Source organism: Pseudaeromonas pectinilytica (assembly GCF_054780855.1).
In genome coordinates, this window is the sequence record NZ_BAAGVN010000075.1 from 1 (window position 1) to 20,931 (window position 20,931).

General features: G+C 53.3%; 22 protein-coding genes and 1 tRNA gene. 8 read left to right on the forward strand and 15 right to left on the reverse strand.

Annotation, left to right across the window (positions count from 1 at the left end):
- Nucleotides 1–295: 295 nt before the first annotated feature.
- Complete coding sequence (locus tag ACYVG7_RS05670) at nucleotides 296–841, forward strand: gamma carbonic anhydrase family protein (protein ID WP_460882255.1); 546 nt, start codon at nucleotides 296–298, stop codon at nucleotides 839–841.
- 33 nt (nucleotides 842–874) lie between these two features.
- On the opposite strand, the gene ACYVG7_RS05675 is transcribed toward ACYVG7_RS05670, so the two are convergent.
- The 8 genes from ACYVG7_RS05675 to ACYVG7_RS05710 form a co-directional block, all read right to left on the reverse strand.
- Nucleotides 875–1,138, reverse strand: coding sequence for a DUF1488 family protein (locus ACYVG7_RS05675; protein ID WP_460882256.1), 264 nt, complete (start codon nucleotides 1,136–1,138; stop codon nucleotides 875–877).
- On the reverse strand, nucleotides 1,135–1,956 hold the full coding sequence (gene aroE, locus ACYVG7_RS05680; protein ID WP_460882257.1) for a shikimate dehydrogenase: 822 nt from the start codon (nucleotides 1,954–1,956) through the stop codon (nucleotides 1,135–1,137). The genes ACYVG7_RS05675 and aroE overlap by 4 nt, the downstream gene beginning before the upstream one ends.
- An 84-nt stretch (nucleotides 1,957–2,040) precedes the next feature.
- On the reverse strand, nucleotides 2,041–2,604 hold the full coding sequence (locus ACYVG7_RS05685; protein WP_460882258.1) for an L-threonylcarbamoyladenylate synthase: 564 nt from the start codon (nucleotides 2,602–2,604) through the stop codon (nucleotides 2,041–2,043).
- Between the two features lie 62 nt (nucleotides 2,605–2,666).
- The gene (gene purE / locus ACYVG7_RS05690; RefSeq protein WP_460882259.1) at nucleotides 2,667–3,170 is read right to left on the reverse strand and encodes a 5-(carboxyamino)imidazole ribonucleotide mutase; all 504 of its coding nucleotides are present in this window, start codon (nucleotides 3,168–3,170) and stop codon (nucleotides 2,667–2,669) included.
- Between the two features lie 54 nt (nucleotides 3,171–3,224).
- Nucleotides 3,225–3,785, reverse strand: coding sequence for a DNA topoisomerase family protein (locus ACYVG7_RS05695; protein ID WP_460882260.1), 561 nt, complete (start codon nucleotides 3,783–3,785; stop codon nucleotides 3,225–3,227).
- Nucleotides 3,786–3,834: 49 nt separating this feature from the next.
- Nucleotides 3,835–4,305, reverse strand: coding sequence for a DUF494 family protein (locus tag ACYVG7_RS05700; RefSeq protein ID WP_460882261.1), 471 nt, complete (start codon nucleotides 4,303–4,305; stop codon nucleotides 3,835–3,837).
- 2 nt (nucleotides 4,306–4,307) lie between these two features.
- The gene (gene dprA / locus ACYVG7_RS05705; protein WP_460882262.1) at nucleotides 4,308–5,411 is read right to left on the reverse strand and encodes a DNA-processing protein DprA; all 1,104 of its coding nucleotides are present in this window, start codon (nucleotides 5,409–5,411) and stop codon (nucleotides 4,308–4,310) included.
- A gap of 1 nt (nucleotide 5,412) precedes the next feature.
- The gene (locus ACYVG7_RS05710; protein ID WP_460882263.1) at nucleotides 5,413–6,486 is read right to left on the reverse strand and encodes a LysM peptidoglycan-binding domain-containing protein; all 1,074 of its coding nucleotides are present in this window, start codon (nucleotides 6,484–6,486) and stop codon (nucleotides 5,413–5,415) included.
- A 100-nt stretch (nucleotides 6,487–6,586) separates the two neighbouring features.
- Here ACYVG7_RS05710 and def point away from each other — a divergent pair, with 100 nt between their 5' ends.
- From def to ACYVG7_RS05735, 5 genes are read left to right on the forward strand one after another with little or no spacing between them, the layout of a single operon-like run.
- Nucleotides 6,587–7,099, forward strand: coding sequence for a peptide deformylase (def, locus tag ACYVG7_RS05715; protein WP_460882264.1), 513 nt, complete (start codon nucleotides 6,587–6,589; stop codon nucleotides 7,097–7,099).
- Between the two features lie 11 nt (nucleotides 7,100–7,110).
- Nucleotides 7,111–8,055: a methionyl-tRNA formyltransferase gene (gene fmt / locus ACYVG7_RS05720; protein WP_460882265.1), complete on the forward strand. Its 945-nt coding sequence runs from the start codon at nucleotides 7,111–7,113 to the stop codon at nucleotides 8,053–8,055.
- A gap of 40 nt (nucleotides 8,056–8,095) precedes the next feature.
- Nucleotides 8,096–9,388 carry a 16S rRNA (cytosine(967)-C(5))-methyltransferase RsmB gene (gene rsmB, locus ACYVG7_RS05725; RefSeq protein WP_460882266.1) on the forward strand — a complete coding sequence of 431 codons (1,293 nt, stop codon included), beginning with the start codon at nucleotides 8,096–8,098 and terminating at the stop codon, nucleotides 9,386–9,388.
- Between the two features lie 7 nt (nucleotides 9,389–9,395).
- Nucleotides 9,396–10,772 carry a Trk system potassium transporter TrkA gene (gene trkA, locus ACYVG7_RS05730; RefSeq protein ID WP_460882267.1) on the forward strand — a complete coding sequence of 459 codons (1,377 nt, stop codon included), beginning with the start codon at nucleotides 9,396–9,398 and terminating at the stop codon, nucleotides 10,770–10,772.
- A 1-nt stretch (nucleotide 10,773) separates the two neighbouring features.
- Nucleotides 10,774–12,216 carry a TrkH family potassium uptake protein gene (locus ACYVG7_RS05735; RefSeq protein ID WP_460882268.1) on the forward strand — a complete coding sequence of 481 codons (1,443 nt, stop codon included), beginning with the start codon at nucleotides 10,774–10,776 and terminating at the stop codon, nucleotides 12,214–12,216.
- Nucleotides 12,217–12,278: 62 nt separating this feature from the next.
- On the opposite strand, the gene rmuC is transcribed toward ACYVG7_RS05735, so the two are convergent.
- The 7 genes from rmuC to ACYVG7_RS05770 form a co-directional block, all read right to left on the reverse strand.
- Nucleotides 12,279–13,619, reverse strand: coding sequence for a DNA recombination protein RmuC (gene rmuC, locus ACYVG7_RS05740; RefSeq protein ID WP_460882269.1), 1,341 nt, complete (start codon nucleotides 13,617–13,619; stop codon nucleotides 12,279–12,281).
- Nucleotides 13,620–13,649: 30 nt separating this feature from the next.
- Nucleotides 13,650–14,096, reverse strand: a complete 447-nt coding sequence (locus ACYVG7_RS05745; RefSeq protein WP_460882270.1) for an Rrf2 family transcriptional regulator — start codon at nucleotides 14,094–14,096, stop codon at nucleotides 13,650–13,652.
- 399 nt (nucleotides 14,097–14,495) lie between these two features.
- Nucleotides 14,496–14,572 (reverse strand) — tRNA-Pro (locus tag ACYVG7_RS05750).
- A gap of 176 nt (nucleotides 14,573–14,748) precedes the next feature.
- Entirely contained in the window at nucleotides 14,749–15,600 is an 852-nt protein-coding gene (locus ACYVG7_RS05755; RefSeq protein WP_460882271.1) for an ABC transporter permease subunit, read from the reverse strand.
- Entirely contained in the window at nucleotides 15,597–16,508 is a 912-nt protein-coding gene (gene potH, locus ACYVG7_RS05760) for a putrescine ABC transporter permease PotH (RefSeq protein ID WP_460882272.1), read from the reverse strand. The genes ACYVG7_RS05755 and potH overlap by 4 nt, the downstream gene beginning before the upstream one ends.
- A gap of 9 nt (nucleotides 16,509–16,517) precedes the next feature.
- Nucleotides 16,518–17,648 carry a putrescine ABC transporter ATP-binding subunit PotG gene (gene potG, locus ACYVG7_RS05765; RefSeq protein ID WP_460882273.1) on the reverse strand — a complete coding sequence of 377 codons (1,131 nt, stop codon included), beginning with the start codon at nucleotides 17,646–17,648 and terminating at the stop codon, nucleotides 16,518–16,520.
- A gap of 57 nt (nucleotides 17,649–17,705) precedes the next feature.
- Nucleotides 17,706–18,803: an extracellular solute-binding protein gene (locus tag ACYVG7_RS05770; protein WP_460882274.1), complete on the reverse strand. Its 1,098-nt coding sequence runs from the start codon at nucleotides 18,801–18,803 to the stop codon at nucleotides 17,706–17,708.
- Nucleotides 18,804–19,558: 755 nt separating this feature from the next.
- Between ACYVG7_RS05770 and ACYVG7_RS05775 the strand changes: the two genes are divergently transcribed.
- Both ACYVG7_RS05775 and ACYVG7_RS05780 read left to right on the forward strand, forming a co-directional pair.
- On the forward strand, nucleotides 19,559–19,978 hold the full coding sequence (locus ACYVG7_RS05775; protein WP_460882275.1) for an META domain-containing protein: 420 nt from the start codon (nucleotides 19,559–19,561) through the stop codon (nucleotides 19,976–19,978).
- A gap of 111 nt (nucleotides 19,979–20,089) precedes the next feature.
- On the forward strand, nucleotides 20,090–20,920 hold the full coding sequence (locus tag ACYVG7_RS05780) for an HDOD domain-containing protein (RefSeq protein WP_460882276.1): 831 nt from the start codon (nucleotides 20,090–20,092) through the stop codon (nucleotides 20,918–20,920).
- Nucleotides 20,921–20,931 lie beyond the last annotated feature (11 nt).

The window sequence follows — 20,931 nt, forward strand, 5'->3', positions numbered from 1 at the left end:
CTTACGCTTTCCCGATTCAGAGTCAAGCACATTTTACCGTGTTCGCTCCGGGGCATTTCGGCCCTGCTGGCACCGCTGCAGCGTTCTCCGAAGAGTGCGTGCTTTGCCGTGTCAGCGAGGCGGCATTATAGGGACATCGAACTTTCGTGCAAGCCGTTTTTACAAAAAAACGCATTTAATCGCGGTCACCGTAGTTATGCATTCTTAGTTAACAGCTTACCCACAACTTATTGCTGTTCGAGGCTTTCAAGAGCCCGTCTCTGGGGTAAAATCCGTAAAAATGCAGGAGGTCAGCATGTTGTCGTTACGTATGTATAAGGGGATTACCCCATCATTAGCCGCAGGTGTTTACATAGACCCACATGCCTGCGTGATCGGCAACGTCACATTAGGCTGCGATGTTGGCATTTGGCCTATGGTAGTTATCCGCGGTGATGTAAATCGAATTGTAATTGGTGCTCGCAGCAATATTCAAGATGGTGCAGTCCTTCATGTCAGCCGAAAATCGGTGGCAAATCCGGACGGTTACCCTTTGTTGATTGGTGATGAGGTCACTATTGGGCATAAGGCGATGCTACATGGCTGCAAGATCGGAGATCGAGTCTTGGTCGGAATGGGCGCCATCATTCTTGACGGTGCCACGATTGACAGTGATGTGATGATTGGGGCCGGAAGCCTAGTGTCGCCCGGCAAACATCTGGAACAGGGCTACTTATATATAGGTAATCCAGCCCGGAAAGCTCGACCACTTCGAACCGAAGAGCTAGCTTTTCTCTCACAATCGGCAGACAACTATGTGCGCCTGAAGAACGAATACCTTGCCGAGGGCGGTCGGGGATGATCGGTTTACTCATCTGGCAGCACGGCAACAACATCAATACAAATATATAGAGCCGTCTTCAGCAAACTCTTGCTCTGCTATCTTCTGTTCCGCCAACTCTTCAATATCAAAACGCAGCGTTTCGAACGCTTGCAGCAAATCCGCCGGGCGCGGCAAAGGACCGGCCGCCAATTGCTCCAAGTAATGGCGGCTGATATAGCACGGTACAGTAGCCCCCATCATCTGGGCAGAAAACATCAAACGCTGCTGAGTTTCTTGCCACGCTACTCCATCGTTAAACAGAATTGATTGGTTCATCGCATCCCCAGATTTCGTCTCAACTCCGAGATCACCTGCTTGGTTCCTGGACGTATGCCCCGCCAAATCGCGAAGCTTTCGGCGGCTTGCGCCACTAACATTCCCAATCCATCCATGATTTTTTGAGCACCAAGCTTTCGAGCCCACGCATTAAACGGCGTATCGCCTTGACCATACATCATGTCGTAAACCGCAATATGTGGATGAATCAGATCCGCAGATATTGTCGGAATAGCCCCAGATAGACTAGCAGACGTTGAATTAATGATGAGATCAAACGGCCCCTGTAACTCGCCGAATGCCATCGCACGAATAGGCCCGGCAGCGGCAAAGATGTTCGCTAGAAGTTCTGCTTTTTCCACCGTTCTATTGGCGATCGTCAACTCAAGTGGATGCTCATCTAGAAGAGGCCCAATGGCCCCGCGCGCGGCGCCACCAGCGCCTAGCAGCAAGATCCGCCGCTCCTGTAGCTGTATACCATGAAACTTTAAATCCTGAACCAGACCGGCTCCATCCGTATTGTCGCCCAGCAATACCCCATCATCAGTCATCTTGAGTGTATTGACTGCACCCGCAATTTTTGCTCGAGGGGATAGTTGCTGCGCCAGTTGAAATGCCTCTTCTTTAAACGGCACTGTCACATTGCAACCCTTACCCTGATTGGCAAAGAAATCAGCAATTGCAGCTGCGAATCCACCCAACGGCGCTTCGATACGCTCGTAGGTCAGCGGCTGCAGTGTCTGCCGAGCAAATAACGTATGAATGAACGGGGATTTACTATGTGCAACCGGGTTTCCGAAAACGGCATAACGATCCATGTTTAATCCTGCAGACTCGCCCAACTGATATTGATTTAACGCCTTTTAGCGGGTGACGACAAGTTTAGCGACCAGACCGTGCGCTCAGCCTAGTCGTAGGGTGTCACCCGTCATGACATCTCGAATTTGTGAAGGATTCGTGGCGCCACCGACTGTTCCCGCCAAAATAAACGGGACCCGATCCTTCAACTGCTGCTCGACCTCATGGGCGTTACGACACGGCGGAGATCCTGTCAGGTTCGCACTAGTCGAGACAATTGGCTTATCAAATGCCTGACATAAAGCCTGAACTTGTGGATGTGCCGAAACACGAACCGCTAACGAATCAAACTGTCCCGTCAGCCAATGTGGTGTATGCCGTGCCGCAGGCATCACCCAGGTAAAAGGACCCGGCCAAGACGCCAAAGCAATTGCCATATTGGCCGCAGGCACCTGCGTTGTATCAAGATATGACTGTAACTGCTGCCAGTTGGCCGCTACCAGAATCAGTCCCTTGGCCATAGGGCGCTGTTTAATATCCAGCAGCCGCATCACGGCTTGTTCATTATCCGGGTCACAACCTAGTCCAAATACCGCCTCGGTGGCATAGGCAATTACCTGTCCGGTGCGCAGCTGCTGAACAGCATCAGGAAGGGAAGATAAAATCATCTGCTTAACCGACTGAATTGAATATAGAGATGAAGGCGGATCCCAAAATCCGCCTAAAGTGATTACTTGAGTTGGGCCTGCAATGCCGCGTCTTTGGCCATAACCTCTTCAGCGTTCTTTTGACGCTCGCTCAGCACCTTCGCGGCAAGCTCATCATCCGCAACCGCTAACATTTGCGCCGCCAGGTAGCCGGCATTTTTGGCACCCGTTTTACCGATTGCCACCGTTGCCACGGGAACGCCACCCGGCATCTGCACGGTTGAAAGCAAGGCATCCATCCCCTTGAGCGGGCCGCCATCAATCGGCACGCCGATGACTGGACGAGTAGTGATGCCAGCGACCGCACCAGCCAGGTGAGCCGCCAAACCTGCAGCACAGATGAAGACCTTACAACCACGGGATTCGGCATCCTTCACATAGGCATGAGTTGCCGCAGGCGTCCGATGAGCGGATGTCACTTTTACTTCGGCGGTGATTCCGAATGTTTTGAAAACTTCCAGAGTCGACTGCATGACTGGAAAATCAGAATCTGAGCCCATCAAAATGGCAACAAATGGTTTTGACATGGTAAGGCATCCTTCTCTTTACTTGATTTAAGTCAAAGCCCTGAGGCACCGGCATTATAAGTCAGTTTGATAATCACACAACTTTTGCGGACAGCAGAGCTTATGACCCTGCCGAGTTTGTCTCTCGATCAGCATGGGCCAACCGCATTGAGGACAGGGCTTCGCCACCGGCTTATCGTTGACCACATACTTACAGTTCGGGAAGCCATCACAGGCGTAGAAGATCTTGCCGTAACGGGAAGTCCGGCTCACTAGATGCCCACGACCACATGCCGGACAAAGAACATCACTCGGGCCTTGTTCATCCTGCGACTCAATATGCAAACACAGCGGATATTGGGTACAACCAATGAACAGCCCATAACGCCCTTTCTTGATAGCCAAGAGTTGCCCACAAGCAGGACAGGCCGAGCCCTCAAGCACTTTTTGCAACTCAACACTGTGTGATGTTAACGGACGGATGTAGTCACATGCGGGATAGGCTGAACAGCCAAGAAAAGGACCATGTTTTCCATAGCGAACACTCAGGCTGCCGCCACAGAGAGGGCACAAGTGATGTTCTCGTTCGAGTGCATGTTCATGGGCCGAAAAAAGCGTTGGATCAATTTTGGACATGCTCGCCTCCAATCAACAACGTTGAGTGTAACAGCGAGCCAGTCCCCTGTCAGTGGATGAGCCCTTCGGGCTCGTCGTAGAGTAACTCTTCCATTTGATGACACGCGTTCTCGCTGCCGGGCACATTGAACAGAACCATCAGGACCACCCATTTCAGATCATCAAGCTCAATCTCCGGAGTATCCAACTCCATCAGGCGCTCAATGACAATCTCTCGGGTATCACAATTCAAGACACTGATTTGTTCAAGAAACAGCAGAAAACCTCGACACTCGGAGCTCAGCTTCTCCATCTCTTGAGGTGCGTAGATACGAAACGAATCAGAAGCGCAGACTGGACGAGCAGCACGTTCATCATCATGTAATACCGCTAATTGCTCGAGCCAATCCAGCGCCTTGTAGATCTCATCTTGATGAAATCCGGCACGGCTTAACTCTTCAGCGAGTTCGTCCTGATCAACCATAAGATCAGCATCACTTTGGACATAGGTTTCGAACAGGTACATCAGTACATCAAACATCGTCAGTCCCTCCTCGTCCTCACGTAGCCACCGGGAACAGATGTAATCCACCCCGCCAACTCAAGCTCCAGCAACTCGGCCATTACCTTGGCAACCGGCTGACCACTTTGCTGGATTACGACATCTATTGCTGTGGTTTCGTCACCTACGTTATCCAACAATGATGAACTTGGCAAACCTGCATCGAGGGATAACGTTTCTTGTGACACCGTTCTGGGATTAGCAAAATGCACATCTATCTCTTCCAGTATATCGGCCGCACTGCAGACAAGTTTTGCCCCTTGCTGAATTAAATGCAGACATCCAGTAGCAGTTGGATTTTGCACGGCTCCAGGAACGGCGAACACCTCCCGTCCCTGCTCCAGCGCATAGCGTGCAGTAATCAAGGAACCACTCTTTGCCGCCGCCTCCACAACTACAGTTCCGAGAGACAGTCCACTGATGATCCGGTTTCGGCGCGGAAAGTTTTCGGCTCGAGGTTGAACGTCAGGCCATAGTTCAGAAAGCAGAACCCCTCCCTGCGCAATAATTGCAGCAGCCAGATAGTTGTGCCGTTGCGGATAATAGTGGTCAAGGCCGGAGCCGAGGACCGCCACTGTCTGCCCCTGGCACTGCAATGCCGTTTGGTGACAGACACCGTCGATCCCCAGCGCCAGACCCGATGTGATCGTCAGACCCGATGATACCAAATCCTTCGTCAGCATAGTGGCCATGCTTCTGCCAGAGGAGGTTGGATTGCGTGTGCCAACCATCGCAATTTGCGCGGAAGCCAGCAGATCCAGATTCCCTTCGACGAACAGTAAGTTTGGGGCTGCGCTAATCTCGCGTAACCAAAGAGGATAGAACTCACTTAGCCGAGAGATAATGTGCCGACCCGGCTGATCAGCCCAAGTTAAAGCATGCGCAATGCGGTGCTGATCAGGTTTTTTCAAAGCCTCAGCCTGGGCAAGAGATAAACCCAGCATCTGCAACGCTTGCAAGTCCAGCTGACAAAGCTGAAGAGGGGAAACGCGGGAGAGAATTCGCTGTGCCCGAACTGGGCCAATACCGGGAACCCCATCCAAACACAACCATGCGGTCAGTTCAGCCAAGGTTCCCGTTAACATACTAGGGATTGCCAACCAAGAAACCGACCCGCACCGTATCACTGGCTTTCAGAATCAACAGCAGTGAGACTCGATCGTACACCTTAAATGCCATGGCTTGCCCTACCTGCTCTTCGGGTAACCGCTGGGCATTACTATCCATCAATTTCTGGCCTTCCGTACTGATTAACTTATAAGCCAACTTTTCTGCGCTCTTTCCTGTCACCTCCACCCCGGGACGTAAAATAGCCAGAACATCGCCAGTGTGAATCCCGTCTTTGGCTCCCTTGTTCACCATGACCACCTCATATTTACCGGCAACTGACGCATTGCTATCGGTATCAATGATGGCTCCCGGAGCCGTCAATTGGGCAGGTTGCAAAGTAAAATAGGCATCCAGTTGTTCCTGATCCGGAAGAGGCAAGACACGATCCCCTTGTAACACTTCCCGCACGTTCTTGGATAACAGGACCTCTACGACATCATCGGGATGACGAATACCCGCCGTGACGATGCCGGCCAAGATAGCGCGTTGCCCCAAAACCTCACCAGTCTGCGGATCTTTATAGATCGTACCCGGTCGGTACACGCCATACTGCCGCCCCTCGACGAGTTGACCTTTGACAAACAAGCGCTGCTTTTCCAGCATTGCTTTATCGTTAAGATTATTACCCAAGATGTAAGGCACTTGGTCGAGATTGCTACCCGCAGGGAAGATGTGGTCACTGCGTAAAAAAGCCGAAATGGCCGACAATTTGATGGTCGGTACTGGCGCCAGTTTCGGCTCAATGCGCACCGCAGGTGACAACTTGATGGTATGTTTCTGTGTCAAGCGGGGCTCACCGTCGACCCATGTCAAACTTAAAACGTCACCAGGATAAATCCAATGTGGATCCTTAACTTGCGGATTGACCTGCCACAACCGGGGCCATAGCCACGGGCTCTTTAGAAAATGTCCCGAGATGTCCCACAGCGTATCGCCTTTTTGAACCACGTAACTCTCGGGATAGCCCTCTTTGAGCTGCAATACATCAGCCATGGCAGCTGAAATCAGCAACCAACTGGCGAAGAAAAAACCAATCTGACGATATCTCATAGCTGTCCCTGCACACGCCACCTATCAAACTATTAATTGCCGACGCAAATGATTAGAATTGCGTCAGTCCCCTGTCTAACTGTATCAAGTAAAGCGAATTATGGCGGTTTTAGAAGTATTACGTTTCCCCGACGAACGTCTGCGAACGGTTGCTCGCAGCGTAGTGTCGTTTGATTCCACGATCCACCAAATTGTTGATGATATGTTTGAAACCATGTACGCAGAAGAGGGGATTGGCCTGGCTGCGACACAAGTCAACATTCACCAGCAAATTATAGTCATTGATACCTCGGAAGATCGTACTGAACGCCTGGTTTTAATCAACCCGGAGATTCTCGAACAGAGAGGTTCAACAGGTATCGAAGAGGGTTGCTTGTCCGTTCCCGAGTGTCGGGCGCTGGTTCCTCGTGCTGAATGGGTCAAAATTCGCGCCTGCAATCAGGACGGTGAATCATTCGAGCTGGAAACTGACGGCCTGCTGGCTATTTGTATCCAGCATGAGATGGACCATCTGATTGGCAAGCTGTTCGTCGATTATTTGTCGCCACTCAAGCGCCAGCGTATTCGGCAGAAGATGCTGAAAATGGACAAAATTGAACGCCATCCACTGTAAGAGGTCGTCGCTTGCATAATCTGAAAATTATCTTTGCTGGCACACCCGATTTTGCAGCCCAACACCTGCAAGCCCTAATCGATGCAGGGTTGAATATTATTGCCGTTTATACCCAGCCCGATCGTCCGGCCGGTCGCGGTAATAAGCTGACGGCCAGTCCGGTGAAAGTGTTAGCAGAACAATACCAGTTGCCGGTCCTCCAACCAGTCAGTTTGCGCCATGCAGATGCGCAAGCACAGATTCAGGCCCTGCAAGCCGATCTGATGATCGTCGTGGCCTATGGCCTGTTGTTACCCAAAGTAATTCTAGATACCCCACGGCTGGGCTGTATTAATGTGCATGGCTCCCTGTTGCCCCGCTGGCGCGGTGCCGCACCGATCCAACGCGCCATCTGGGCCGGGGATGCCGAGACCGGAGTCACCATCATGCAGATGGATGAAGGACTGGATACCGGCCCTATGCTGCTCAAGGTCTCCTGTCCCATAGCGCCGGACGATACCTCGGCCAGCATGTACAGCAAACTGGCGGCCCTTGGCCCACAAGCGCTCCTGCAGGCCTTGGAGCAATTAGCCGCCGGGACCTTGCCCAGCCAGCGCCAAGACGATAGCCAGGCCAATTGCGCTCAAAAATTGAGCAAAGAGGAAGCTCGTCTCGACTGGACTCAGCCTGCCGCTCAGTTGGCACGTTCGGTGCGCGCTTTTAATCCTTGGCCTGTCAGTTACTTGGTGGTTGCCGAGCAAAGTATCAAGGTATGGGCGGCAATGGCATTAGCAGAACAACACCCTGTCGCACCAGGAACTCTGCTGCGGGCGGACAAAGAGGGTATCGACGTGGCGACGGCAGATGGCACCTTGCGCTTATTGACCCTGCAACCGCCTGGCAAAAAGCCAATGCAGGCTCACGAACTGCTAAACTCTCGTCGGGAATGGTTCCATATCGGCTCTCAACTCTCATGAATCAACCGGGCTTAGGCCCGGTTTTGTCAGGAAATATCCAATGAAAACTCGAGCCAATGCCGCACAGGTTTTATTCCTGGTTGTGGATCAAGGGCAATCGCTCTCCGCCGTATTACCGGCCGCCCAACAGCAAGTAGCAGTGCGGGATCGAGCCCTGCTGCAGGAGTTGTGTTTTGGCACCTTACGCTGGTTATCTCGTCTTGAGGCCATCGCCGATCAGTTAATGAGCCGCCCCCTGAAGGGCAAACAGCGCCCTCTGCACTTCTTGTTACTGGTCGGTTTGTACCAGTTGCTCTATACCCGAGTTCCCGCTCACGCTGCACTCTCAGAAACTGTCAACGCCTGCCGACTGTTGAAAGGTGAGAGTTTCCGTGGCCTGCTCAATGGGGTATTGCGTAATGTGCAACGGAACCAGGAAGAACTCCGATCAACGGTCGACCAGCAGGACTCCAGTCGTTATGCCCATCCGGTATGGTTGATCAAAAAACTGCAGGCCGCTTACCCGCGCCACTATCAACAGATCCTCGAGCAAAATAACCAGCGGCCCCCCATGTGGCTGCGCGTGAATGTCCGTCACCAGGATCGTCAACACTATCTGCAACGCCTGGAGGAAGCGCAAATTGCCGTGGCGCAGGTCGATGAGGCTGGGTCCGGCATCTGCTTGCTTCAGCCCTGTGATGTCGAGCTGCTTCCTGGCTTTGTTGATGGCGATTGTTCGGTACAAGATGCGGCAGCCCAACGCGCAGCCTGGTTACTGAACCCACAGCCCGGCGATCTCATTCTCGACGCCTGCGCCGCACCGGGGGGGAAAACCGCCCATTTGCTGGAGCAAGAACCGCAGCTCGCCGGAGTCATCGCCGTCGATGCCGATGCTCAACGTCTGCTCCGGGTCGGCGAAAATCTGCGACGGCTGAAACTACAGGCCCAGGTACTCCATGGTGATGCCTCCCAGCCAGATACCTGGTGGTCAGGTCCTGAGTTTGATCGCATCCTGCTGGATGCTCCCTGCTCGGCAACCGGCGTGATCCGCCGGCATCCAGATATCAAGTGGCTGCGACGCCCGGCCGACATTGCCGAGCTGGTGGCACTACAAGCCAAAATCCTGTCGGCCCTCTGGTGCAAATTGAAACAGGGCGGTACCCTGCTGTACGCAACTTGTTCTGTCTTACCCGAAGAGAATTGCGAACAGATCCGGGCGTTCCTGTGCAGTCACCCCGACGCACGACTGGTACCTCTGCATGCTGGCGATACTGAACAAACACCGGGACAACAACTGTTTCCGGGCGATGGCAACATGGATGGTTTCTATTACGCCAAACTAACCAAGCAGTGAGTGGACAATGAAGATCATTATTCTTGGTGCCGGGCAAGTCGGTGGCACGCTGGCCGAAAATTTGGTCGGCGAAAATAACGAAATCACGCTGGTTGACACCAATGTCGAGCGGTTGCGTGAGCTGCAAGATAAATATGATTTACGGGTGATTACCGGCCCTGGCTCGCATCCGCGCATTCTGCGCGAAGCCGGAGCCGACGATGCCGATATGTTGGTCGCCGTCACCAACAGTGATGAAACCAATATGATTGCCTGCCAGGTTGCCGCGGCCTTATTCAATATTCCCAACAAGGTGGCACGGATCCGGGCCCAAGCCTACCTCTCGGAACGGGAGAACCTATTTGGCAACGAAGGGTTGCAGGTTGATCACATCATATCTCCAGAGCAGTTGGTCACCGATTACATCCGCCGCTTGATTGAATATCCAGGCGCACTGCAAGTAGTTGATTTTGCTGGCGGACGAGTCGGCCTGGTCGCCGTTAAAGCCTACTATGGCGGTCCGCTGGTCGGGAATGCTCTGGCAACCCTCAAAGAGCACATGCCCAATGTCGAAACCCGGGTTGCCGCCATCTTCCGTCAGGGAAAAGCTATCCGGCCACAGGGCACGACGATTATCGAAGCCGATGATGAAATCTTTTTCGTCGCCGCCGCTGGCCATATTCGTGCCGTCATGTCCGAGCTACAACGCCTGGAAAACCCCTATCGACGCATCATGATCGTCGGTGGTGGTAACGTCGGTGCCGGTCTGGCGCGTCAGTTGGAAAAGCGCTATAGCGTCAAACTGATCGAGCGGAATCCAGATCGGGCCGAACAGCTTTCCGAATTTCTGGAAGAGACCATCGTCTTCTGCGGCGACTCGGCCAACCAGGAGTTGTTACTGGAAGAGCATATCGATCAGATTGATGTTTTCATCGCCGTCACCAACGACGATGAAGCCAACATCATGTCGGCCATGCTGGCGAAGAAGCTGGGCGCCCGTAAGGCCATAGTCCTGATCCAGCGCGCCGCCTACGTCGACCTGGTACAAGGCGGCACCATCGATATTGCGATCTCGCCGCAGCAGGCGACCATTTCCGCCCTGTTGACCCACGTGCGTCGCGCCGATATAGCCAATGTCTACTCCTTGCGACGCGGTGCGGCCGAGGCCATCGAAGCCATTGCCCACGGCGACGAAAGCACCTCCAAGGTGGTCGGGCGTGCGATTGGCGATCTGAAGCTGCCGCCTGGCACAACCATAGGTGCCGTGGTTCGTGGCGACGATGTGCTGATCGCGCACGATACAACCATCATCCAGCAGGATGATCATGTGGTGATGTTCCTGGTCGATAAGAAGCACATCCAGGAAGTCGAGCGTCTCTTCCAACCCAGCCCGTTCTTCTTATGACATGATTAACTTCAAACCGATCCTCTTCACCCTCGGGCTGACGTTGTCCAAGCTAGCCCTCTTCATGTGGATGCCAACCTTGTTGGCATTCTTCACCGGGACGCCTGGGCTAGCCGAGTTTCTGGCGGCCGTGATCCTGACTCACATTGCGGCTTTTTTCTGTCTGCACATTGGTCACAAAGCCCAATTCCGACTCGGGGTCCGCGATATGTTCATCCTGACCAGTTCGGTCTGGATCGTCGCCTGTATCTTCGGCGCCCTGCCTTTTGTCTTTATCAACCAGATCAGCTTCACCGATGCCTATTTCGAAACCATGTCCGGGGTGACCACCACAGGTTCAACCGTGTTGTCCGGATTGGACACCATGGCACCGAGTATCCTGCTGTGGCGCTCCTTGCTGCAATGGTTGGGCGGCGTCGGTTTCATCGTTCTGGCGGTAGCGGTGCTGCCCGCGCTCAACGTCGGCGGGATGAAGCTGTTCCAGACCGAATCCTCGGATAAGTCGGAAAAAGATACCCCACGCGCTGCGACCGTCGCCAAGAATATCGTCATCGTCTATCTGGTCTTGAGCCTGCTCTGCGGGCTGGGCTACTGGCTATGTGGCATGACGGTATTCGAATCCATCAATCATGCGATGACCACCCTGAGTACCGGCGGCTTCTCCACCTCGGATGCCTCCATGTCGCACTTTCCCAATTCGGCACAATGGATAGCAACAGCCTTTATGTTTCTGGGCGGTCTACCTTTCTTGCTCTATGTGCAAACCCTGCGGCGGCGGCAACTGGTCTTGTTCCGTGATGCCCAAGTGCGTGGTTTTTTCTGGCTGGTTCTCGTGATCACCACCATGATGAGCCTGTGGATCTGGCATCAGGGGGTATTCCCGCTGCAGGATGCCATCCGCATCAGTATGTTCAATATCGTGTCAGTGCTGACGACGACCGGATATGGTCTCACCGACTTTGGCGTCTGGAGTCACTTCACGACGGTACTGTTTATCTTTTTGATGCTGGTTGGCGCCTGCTCGGGCTCGACCTCCGGAGGGATCAAGCTATTCCGGATCCAGGTTGCGACTGCGCTGTTCCAGAAACAAGCGCGCCAGCTGATGCATCCTTCGGGGGTATTTCCGCAAAAGTATAATGGCCGCCCGGTCAGTGACCATATCGTGCGCTCGATTGTGGCCTTCGTGTTGAGCTATATCGCCGTCATTATCGTCAGTTCGGCGCTGTTGGGCCTGTTGGGATTGTCACCTCTGGTAGCGATCAGCGGCAGTATCACCGCCATCAGCAATGTCGGCCCTGGTTTAGGCCCCCTGATAGGACCGCTTGGCAACTTCTCGACCTTGCCGGATGCAGCGAAGTGGATCCTGTCATTCGATATGATGTTGGGGCGTTTGGAGATCCTGACGGTGGCTGTTTTATTCTTCCCCTCGTTTTGGAAAAACTAACGTGCCATGCGTAACGCAAAACGGCTGCCCAGGGCAGCCGTTTTGTTATGTCGATCTCTTAATTAAGAATCGGCGCTCTCATCGCCCAATTTGGCCCGAGCCAAAATAGCATCAGGTAGCGGTTTATTGACTTCAACGCCCAACTCGCGCAGTTGTTCGGCCTGAGCAATGAGATTTCCGCGACCACTGCATAAACGCCCCATCGCTCGCTCATAGCTTTCGTGGGTTTTACCCAGAGTCTGGCCAATGGCCTGCATCTCCTCGACGAATAGCCGGAGTTTCTCGTACAAACGTCCGGCCCGTTCGGCAATCAGACGGGCATTTTGCTGCTGACGCTCCTGCCGCCATAAATTATCGATGGTTCGCAACGCCACCAGCAAATTGGTCGGGCTTACCAGGAGAATATTATGGTCTAGCGCATATTTGGTCAGGCCTGGGTCCGCCTCCATCGCCAGCAGATACGCCGGTTCGACTGCGACAAACATCAGCACGTAATCCAGGGTCTTGATAGCAGGGAGGTGCTGATAGCCCTTACGTCCCAACTCGCGGATATGATTGCGCAGCGAGGCCACATGCTCTTTGAGGGCTATATCCCGAGCCAGCCCATCCTCGGCATTAAAGTAGCGCTCATACGCCGTCAACGACACCTTGGCATCGATGATGATCTCTTTGTCACCCGGTAGATGCACCAGCACGTCAGGCTGATAGCGGCGGCCATCCTCGGCATTCAGCGGGATCTGGGTTTCATATTCGTGCCCTTCGCGCAATCCGGATTCGCTCAGAATGCGGGAGAGAACAATTTCTCCCCAATTGCCTTGCTGCTTACTATCACCTTTGAGTGCCTTGGTCAGTGCCGCTGCTTCAGCGGTAATTTGTTGGTTCAGGGTAGCCAAACGCTGTAATTCAAACTGCAAGCTATGCCGCTGCTTGCTTTCTTCCGCATGAGTTTCGCCGATCTGCTGACGGAAGTTTTCCAGTTGGGAGCGCAATGGGGACAACAGTAAATCCAGGTGCTGCTGGTTAAGATCGCGGAAGCTGACCGACGTTTGTTCCAGAAGCCGGTGAGCTAAATTTTCAAATTGTTGGCCCAGACGAGATTCAGCTTCTTGCTGTTGCCTGGATTTATCCGCCGAGGCGGCCCGTTCGGCATGGAGCAAGGTTTCGTACTCTTTAAGACGGCCATTGAGTTTGACCATCAGCAACTGCTGTTGCTCCTGCTTTTCTTGCTGCTGTTGACGTTCCGCCATCAGCATCGTCAGCTGCGACTCCAGATCCACCTGCCGAGCCTGGGCGATCCGCGCCAGTAACTCCCATTGCCGCCAGCGAGTAAAAAACAATATCAGAGGGATACATACACAGACAAACAACAGCACCAGCTGCCACGGAACCAGGGTGAGCTGCATGGTGAACTCCACTCAACAAAACAATTGGGGCTAGAGAATTTGGGTCGGAATACCGAGTCCGAGCAGGCCACACATCCGATCCCGATCCTTGACCAAATCGGCCAGAGTAAACTCGCCAAGCACATCCAGAAAGGCACGCATCGCTTTGCGCAATATGCCCTGAAAGCGACAGCCCGAGCTTAACAGACAACCTTCCCGCTGACAGTCCAGCAGACAGCTGACATTCTCCATATCCGAGACCACATCGCGCAGGTTGATCTCCTCACTATTACGAGCCAAACGGATGCCGCCATGTTTGCCCCGTACGGTCTCGATATACCCTTTGACACCCAACTGATGCACGATCTTGACCACATGATTTCTAGAGATATCAAACTTCGCGGCCACCTCAGTAATGGTCGATAAACGCCGATCCGGCTGCAGAGCCAGGTAAGTCAAGGTACGAAGGGCATAATCAGTAAACAGAGTTAGCTGCATGGCGTGTATAATCTCATCGATGCGTAAACAGGTGCCGTATAAGAATATTCTTATTAACGGCTGGCCACAGTGCTCGGAGTGGTTTTATATCACAAAGTTTATTTTTATAATCATCCCAGCGACATATTCCTTAACCATTCTGCTTTCATCATGTTGTTTTTATTGACCAGTGTTTTATTGCTTGTCATCGGGTTACCGCTTGCACTGTTTGCCGCAGGATACGGGCAAGCCTACCTCGATTACGGCCCAGCCATTTCCGGGGTCTTGCTATTGTTATTGCTGATGCTGGATTTTCTTAAACTCCGAAGACGCCGCTAGCGGCGTCTCGTTTTTCATTTCAACGGCTGTTCATAGATCAAAAAGCAAAAGGCCACTCGTTGGAGTGGCCTTTTTAGAATCTGGTCGGCGTGAGAGGATTCGAACCTCCGACCCCTTCGTCCCGAACGAAGTGCGCTACCAAGCTGCGCTACACGCCGATGTCTGCGGGGCGAGAATCTACCGAAATGCCCTTGTCAATGCAAGTGTTTTTTCCCGTAGAGCCGGACTGCAACCACCAACTGCTGAAATTCCAATCAACTCGCTAACTAATTGGCCCCCGAAAGAAAAAAGAGCGCCGCAGCGCTCTTTTCATCCGAATATTCCCGACGCTGTCTCAGGTCGTTCGCGCCGCCATAGCCATCTCTTGACGCCGACGGCGCTCAGCCTTCGCCATCAACCACCAGGCGACAAATGTCGCAGCCGAGACCACCAGAATAATCAGGGTCGCCAAGGCGTTGATCTTGGGACTAACCCCCAGACGGACGCTAGAAAACACCACCATCGGCAAGGTGGTGGCATTCGGGCCAGAGACAAAGCTGGTAATAACCAAATCATCCACTGACAAGGTAAAGCCCAGTAGCCAGCCCGCCGCGATCGCTGGAGCAATGGATGGTAGGGTAATCAGGAAGAAGACCTTAAAGGGTGTCGCCCCCAGATCCTGCGCCGCCTCTTCCACCGATTGATCCAGCTCCTGCAAGCGGGAGCGGATAATGACGGTGACATAGGCCGCGGTAAAGGTGACATGAGCAATCCAGATGGTCATGGCTCCCCGCTGTGCTGGCCAGCCGAACACATTCGACAACGAGACAAACAGCAGCAGTAATGCCAGACCGGTGATCACTTCCGGCATCACCATGGGGGCTGTGATCAGGAAAGCAAAACCTGTCTCTCCGCGGAAGTTACCCACCCGGGTCAACACAAAGGCCGCCAGCGTGCCGACCACGACGGACATGCTGGCAGACATAAAGGCGATGGTCAGTGACAGCACCACACCATCCATCATCTGCTTGTCCTGAAACAGCTCGTAGTACCATTTGATCGAGAACTGCGACCAGACCGTCACCAAACGCGACTCGTTGAAGGAGTAGATGATCAGGATCAGGATCGGCGCATACAGGAAGCCAAAGCCCAGCAACAGGCTCAAGGTGCGCCAAGGTGATTTGATCTGCGGAATCGGCGTACTCATGCTCTTCCCTCCGCCATTTCACGGCGTTGATAACGGTAGAACCAGATGATGGGGATCATCAGCAAGGTCAACATCACCACCGCCACGGCCGAAGCCACCGGCCAGTCACGGTTGTTGAAAAATTCCTGCCACAACACCCGACCAATCAGCAGCGAATCCGGACCACCCAGCAACTCTGGAATTACGAACTCGCCCACCGCTGGAATAAACACCAACATAGAGCCAGCCACGATACCGCTCTTGGTCAGGGGTAACAGCACCGTCAGGAAGGTCTTCCAGGGTTTGGCACCCAGATCGGAAGCGGCCTCGATCAAGGAGTAATCCATCCGCATCAATGCGGTATACAGAGGCAAGATCATGAACGGCAGATAGGCATAGACGATCCCGATATACACGGCAAAGTCGGTATGCAACATCTGCAAAGGCTCATCAATAACACCCAGATAAATCAGGAAGTTATTCAGTAAACCATTGTTTTTGAGGATGCCAATCCACGCATAGACCCGGATAAGGAACGATGTCCAGCTGGGTAAGACCACCAGCATCAGCAGCACGTTACGCATCGAGGGACTGGAGTGGACAATCGACCAGGCAATCGGATAGCCAATCAGCAGACACAACAGGGTCGAGATGGTCGCCACCTGCAACGATTGCAGGTAGGAGTCAAAGTACATCTCATCCTGCAGCAGATAGAGATAATTACCCAGGTTCAGGACGAAGCTCAGCTTCTCTTCTGCATACTCCACCAACGAGGTGTACGGCGGGATTGCGACCTGTGTCTCTGCCAGACTGATTTTCAGGATAATGGCAAACGGGATCAGGAAAAACAGCACCATCCAGGCATACGGAAAGGCAATCACCAGATGCCGACCGCGCGGGAGCCAGTGTCTCAGGGCAGAACGTTTCATCTTAACCCCTTAGATAGTCAACACGACGCAAGAATCGGGTTCCCAGTGCAGGATGACCTCATCGTCCCAGGTGGGTTGTCCCTTCCGGAACCGATCCACATTGGGCAGAGTGGCTATAACCTTCTGACCACTAGGCAAACGGACATGGTAAATCGAAATATCGCCCATATAGGCAATGTTCTCGACCACACCCACATCGTAGTTGAAGTGATCACTGGGGATCTCGGTACTGAAGTAGATCTTCTCGGGGCGCAGAGCAACAGTCAGATGCACGCCATCCGCTACCGAGGCACCATGGTTGACATGGATGGGATGAGTCAGTGAATCAGAGCGGATCACCATGTAATCCGGCCCACCCTCGGCCAATACGCCCTCGAAAATATTGACCGAGCCGATAAATTCGGCGCTCAGACGGCAGTTCGGATGTTCATAGATCTCTTCCGGCCCACCAATCTGCACGAATTCGCCCCGATCCATGATGGCAATGCGGCCAGCCATGGTCATGGCTTCTTCCTGATCATGGGTTACCATCACGCAGGTTACGCCGACGCGTTCGATGATATCGACCACTTCCAACTGCATCTTTTCCCGCAGTTTCTTGTCGAGGGCCCCCATGGGCTCATCCAACAGCAATAACTTCGGACGCTTGGCCAAGGAGCGAGCCAAAGCCACCCGTTGACGCTGGCCACCGGAGAGTTGATGAGGTTTACGGCGAGCAAAGGACTCCATGTGCACCAGACTCAGCATCTCATGCACCCGAGCCTCGATCTCCGCCTTCGGCAGACCATCCTGTTTGAGCCCAAATGCTATGTTTTGTTCCACCGTCATGTGGGGGAACAAGGCATAGGACTGGAACATCATGTTGATGGGGCGCTTGTAGGGCGGAATATCTGCCAGATCCTGACCATCCAGAATGATGCTGCCCTTGGTGGGGCGTTCAAACCCGGCAAGCATACGCAGCAAGGTCGATTTGCCACAGCCTGATGCGCCCAACAGTGCAAATATTTCGCCCTTGTTGATGGTCAGACTGACGTCATCAACGGCAATGGCACCATCAAAGCTCTTGGTGACATTGCGAATTTCCAGCAGCGGTTGCTGCTCTTTGGTAACACTGGAAGGCTTGTCGAATTTATCTACCACGGCCGTCTTTCTCCCTGAACAATCAGGGGGCGCCTGTGCGCCCCCATTAGAGTGACATTACTTACCGGTTTTAACCTTGGTCCAGACTCGGGTCAGCTCACGGTTGACCTTCTGCGGCAGCACCTTGAGGGTGAACATCTTCGGCTTCATCTCATCCGTCGGATAGATGTTCGGGTTGTTGCGGATCGCAGCATCAACCAGTGGCAGGGAGGCCTTGTTACCGCTGGCATAGGAAACATAATTCGACACCTTGGCGATGACCTCAGGCTTCATCAGATAATTGATGAACGCATGGGCATTTTCTACATGCTTGGCATCGGCAGGAATGGCCAGCATGTCGTAGAAAATCAGTGCGCCTTCCTTCGGAATCACGTAATCCACGGTGACACCGTTATTGGCTTCTTGCGCACGGGCGGCGGCCTGCATCACATCACCGGACCAACCGATGGCGACACAGATATCACCATTTGCCAGATCGTTGATGTATTGGGACGAGTGGAAATAGGTGATGTAAGGGCGCAGAGTGCTCAGCAGCTTGCCGGCTTCTTTATAGTCCGCAACGCTGGTGGAATTGGAGTCCTTGCCGGTGTAATGCAGAACCGTTGCAAAGATTTCGGTCGGCGCATTCAGGAACGAAACTCCACACTTGCTCAGCTTGGAGAGATTTTCCGGCTTCAGCACGGCATCCCAGCTGTCCATTTTGAAATCCGGGCCCATGACCTCGGCCACTTTTTTCGGATTGAAACCAATCCCGGTGGTACCACCCAGATAAGGAATAGAGTGCGCGTTGTCAGGATCCTTGTCCTGCAACAACGTCATGACTTCACTGTCCATGTTGCTCAGATTCGGCAGTTTGCTCTTGTCGAGTGTCATGAAGACGCCCGCCTGGATTTGGCGCGCGAGAAAGTCGGAACTTGGCACGACCACATCGAAACCGGTGTTGCCGGCGAGCAACTTGGCTTCCAACACTTCATTGCTATCAAAGACGTCATAGACAACCTTGATACCCGTCTCTTTTTCAAAACTGGCGACCGTATCTTCAGCGATGTAGTCACTCCAGTTATAGACGTGCAGTACTTTCTCTTCCTGAGCCACCGCACTTCCGGCTGCCAACGCGGCCATCAGAGAGAGGGTGACGATTCCTTTTTTCAACATAGAGCGTCTCCTTACCAAGTACCGGGATCCCAATCAGCGGCAGTCAGCTGCGCCAATTGATTCATCTGAAGTCGGCTTTCGGCCCACGCAGGCGACAGACTCATCACCTCGCACCAACAACCTGACCAAAATTATGACTCACCGGCGCAGTATATTCCGAAAAAATGAAAATGTATGCATGAAATCTGCTGTATGGCCGGAGGAGTTTTCGTCTGGCAATCCCTTGTCTGTCATAGGATTACCCTGAAATACCCCCCTAGGTTTGCGACTGCATGTAAATCCAGTTTCGAAAGGGATTTCATCGTCATCTTCGCCAGCATTTCGCTCGGAAAACTCACGTTAAACCCCTCGCATGAAGACCCAAGATTGCGCTCCAGTAGCCTATCAAGCTGCTCAAACGCATCTGGGTAACCGTCGCATGACGATCTTCATCAGGGATAAAATGAGCCCATCACACTACCGGCAGGCCTGTTCAACGCCTGCGGAGCGTTGCGCACCATCGTGGAGCAACACCACTGCACCGAATTAGTTTCAAGCAATTTGTGTACCAATAGGATGTGTGGCGTGTCCCGGCGACCAAGCAGCATCTACGCATGCCCGCACCTCGACCATCCATGCCCAGAGAGAAAAGAACTGCTTGAAAGCCTTCACATTTCATCAAGCCATGTCGCATTCCCGGTGCGATAAACATGCTAGGCTCGCTCACAACTGATCCGTTACTATCCTCGAGCCAGGAACTCTGATTGGGAGCCCATATGGCCTTGCGTTATCCACTTGCGTTCTGCTGCGCCTTGCTATGTGCCTGTCAGGGTGCATCGGACATCACAGCAGAACATCTGATGCACCATCACTGGCGGCTGGAGTCTATCGATCAGCAACACATTGTGCAGAACAAACGTCAGCCGGTTGATTTCGAGATCGGTGAACGTCTGATGGTGAATGGGCATACCGGTTGCAACCAGTTTTTCGGTCAGGGCGTGTTACGACAGCAACAGCTGCAGATCAATGGCCTCGGCACCACCAAGCAAGCCTGTCCCGCAGATCGGCGTTGGATCGAAAATGCCATTCTGAGCACCCTGCGCGAAGGTAGCGAGCTACAATTGACCCAAGAGCAGCTGACACTGAAGGGCTCCCGTCATACCCTTGTCTATCAACTTGCCGACTGGATCAACTGATCATCAGCACCGAAAGCAGAAGGCGTTATCGGGTCGATGTCGTGATTATCAGATCCGACTCGTTTATGGCAAAATAACTCATACCCAGACAGTCGGGAGACCGTATCTACCATGTCGATGGATCTGATTTTCAGCAAGATTAAGCAATTACCCGTCATCCCCAAGCTATTGCATGAATTGATGCAAAACTTCTCCGATGACAATTCGCGAATTGAAGATATTGCCAAGAAAATCGCGATGGATCAGGTTATCAGTGCCAAAGTGCTGAAAATGGCCAACTCGGCCGCCTACCGGCGTGGGGCCGAAATTACATCCATCGAGCAAGCCGTGATCCGTCTGGGTTTCAACGCCTTGCGCTCTCTGGTCGTCGCCTCGGGCTTGATGACCAGCTTCCGGACCCCGGCCAACTTTGACAAAAATAAATTCTGGGTCGACAACTTCCAGGTCGCCACCATCGCCAAGGCTCTGGCTGGCGATTGCCGCAATATCGAACCGGAAACCGCCTTTACCTGCGCCCTGTTGCACAACATCGGCGAGTTGCTGATCCAGTCGGCATTGCCCGAAGAGGCGAGTCTGATCAATATGTCGATCAGCCGAGGCAGCAGTCGAATCGATGCTCAACGCGAGATGCTGGGGTATGATTACAGCCAGGTCGGTGCTGAACTGGCGCGGCGTTGGAGCCTATCGGACACCTTTGTTCGCGCAATCGCCCAGCAACTGGATCCCCTGAACTTTGAGCCCATCAGCCAAGAGGCCGTGCTCATCCGTTTGGCCATGTTTGTCTCTTTCGCCTGGAATGCGGGCGTGCCGCCCCAAGTGATAGTGGCGCGCTTCCCGACGCCTCTGGCCCAGCATCTCGGTATTGATGCCGCTTGCCTGGCCAGTCGACTGGAAGAACTGCATCAGCACGGTAATGAACTTGCCGCCATGCTGACTAACTGAGAGTACGAGTA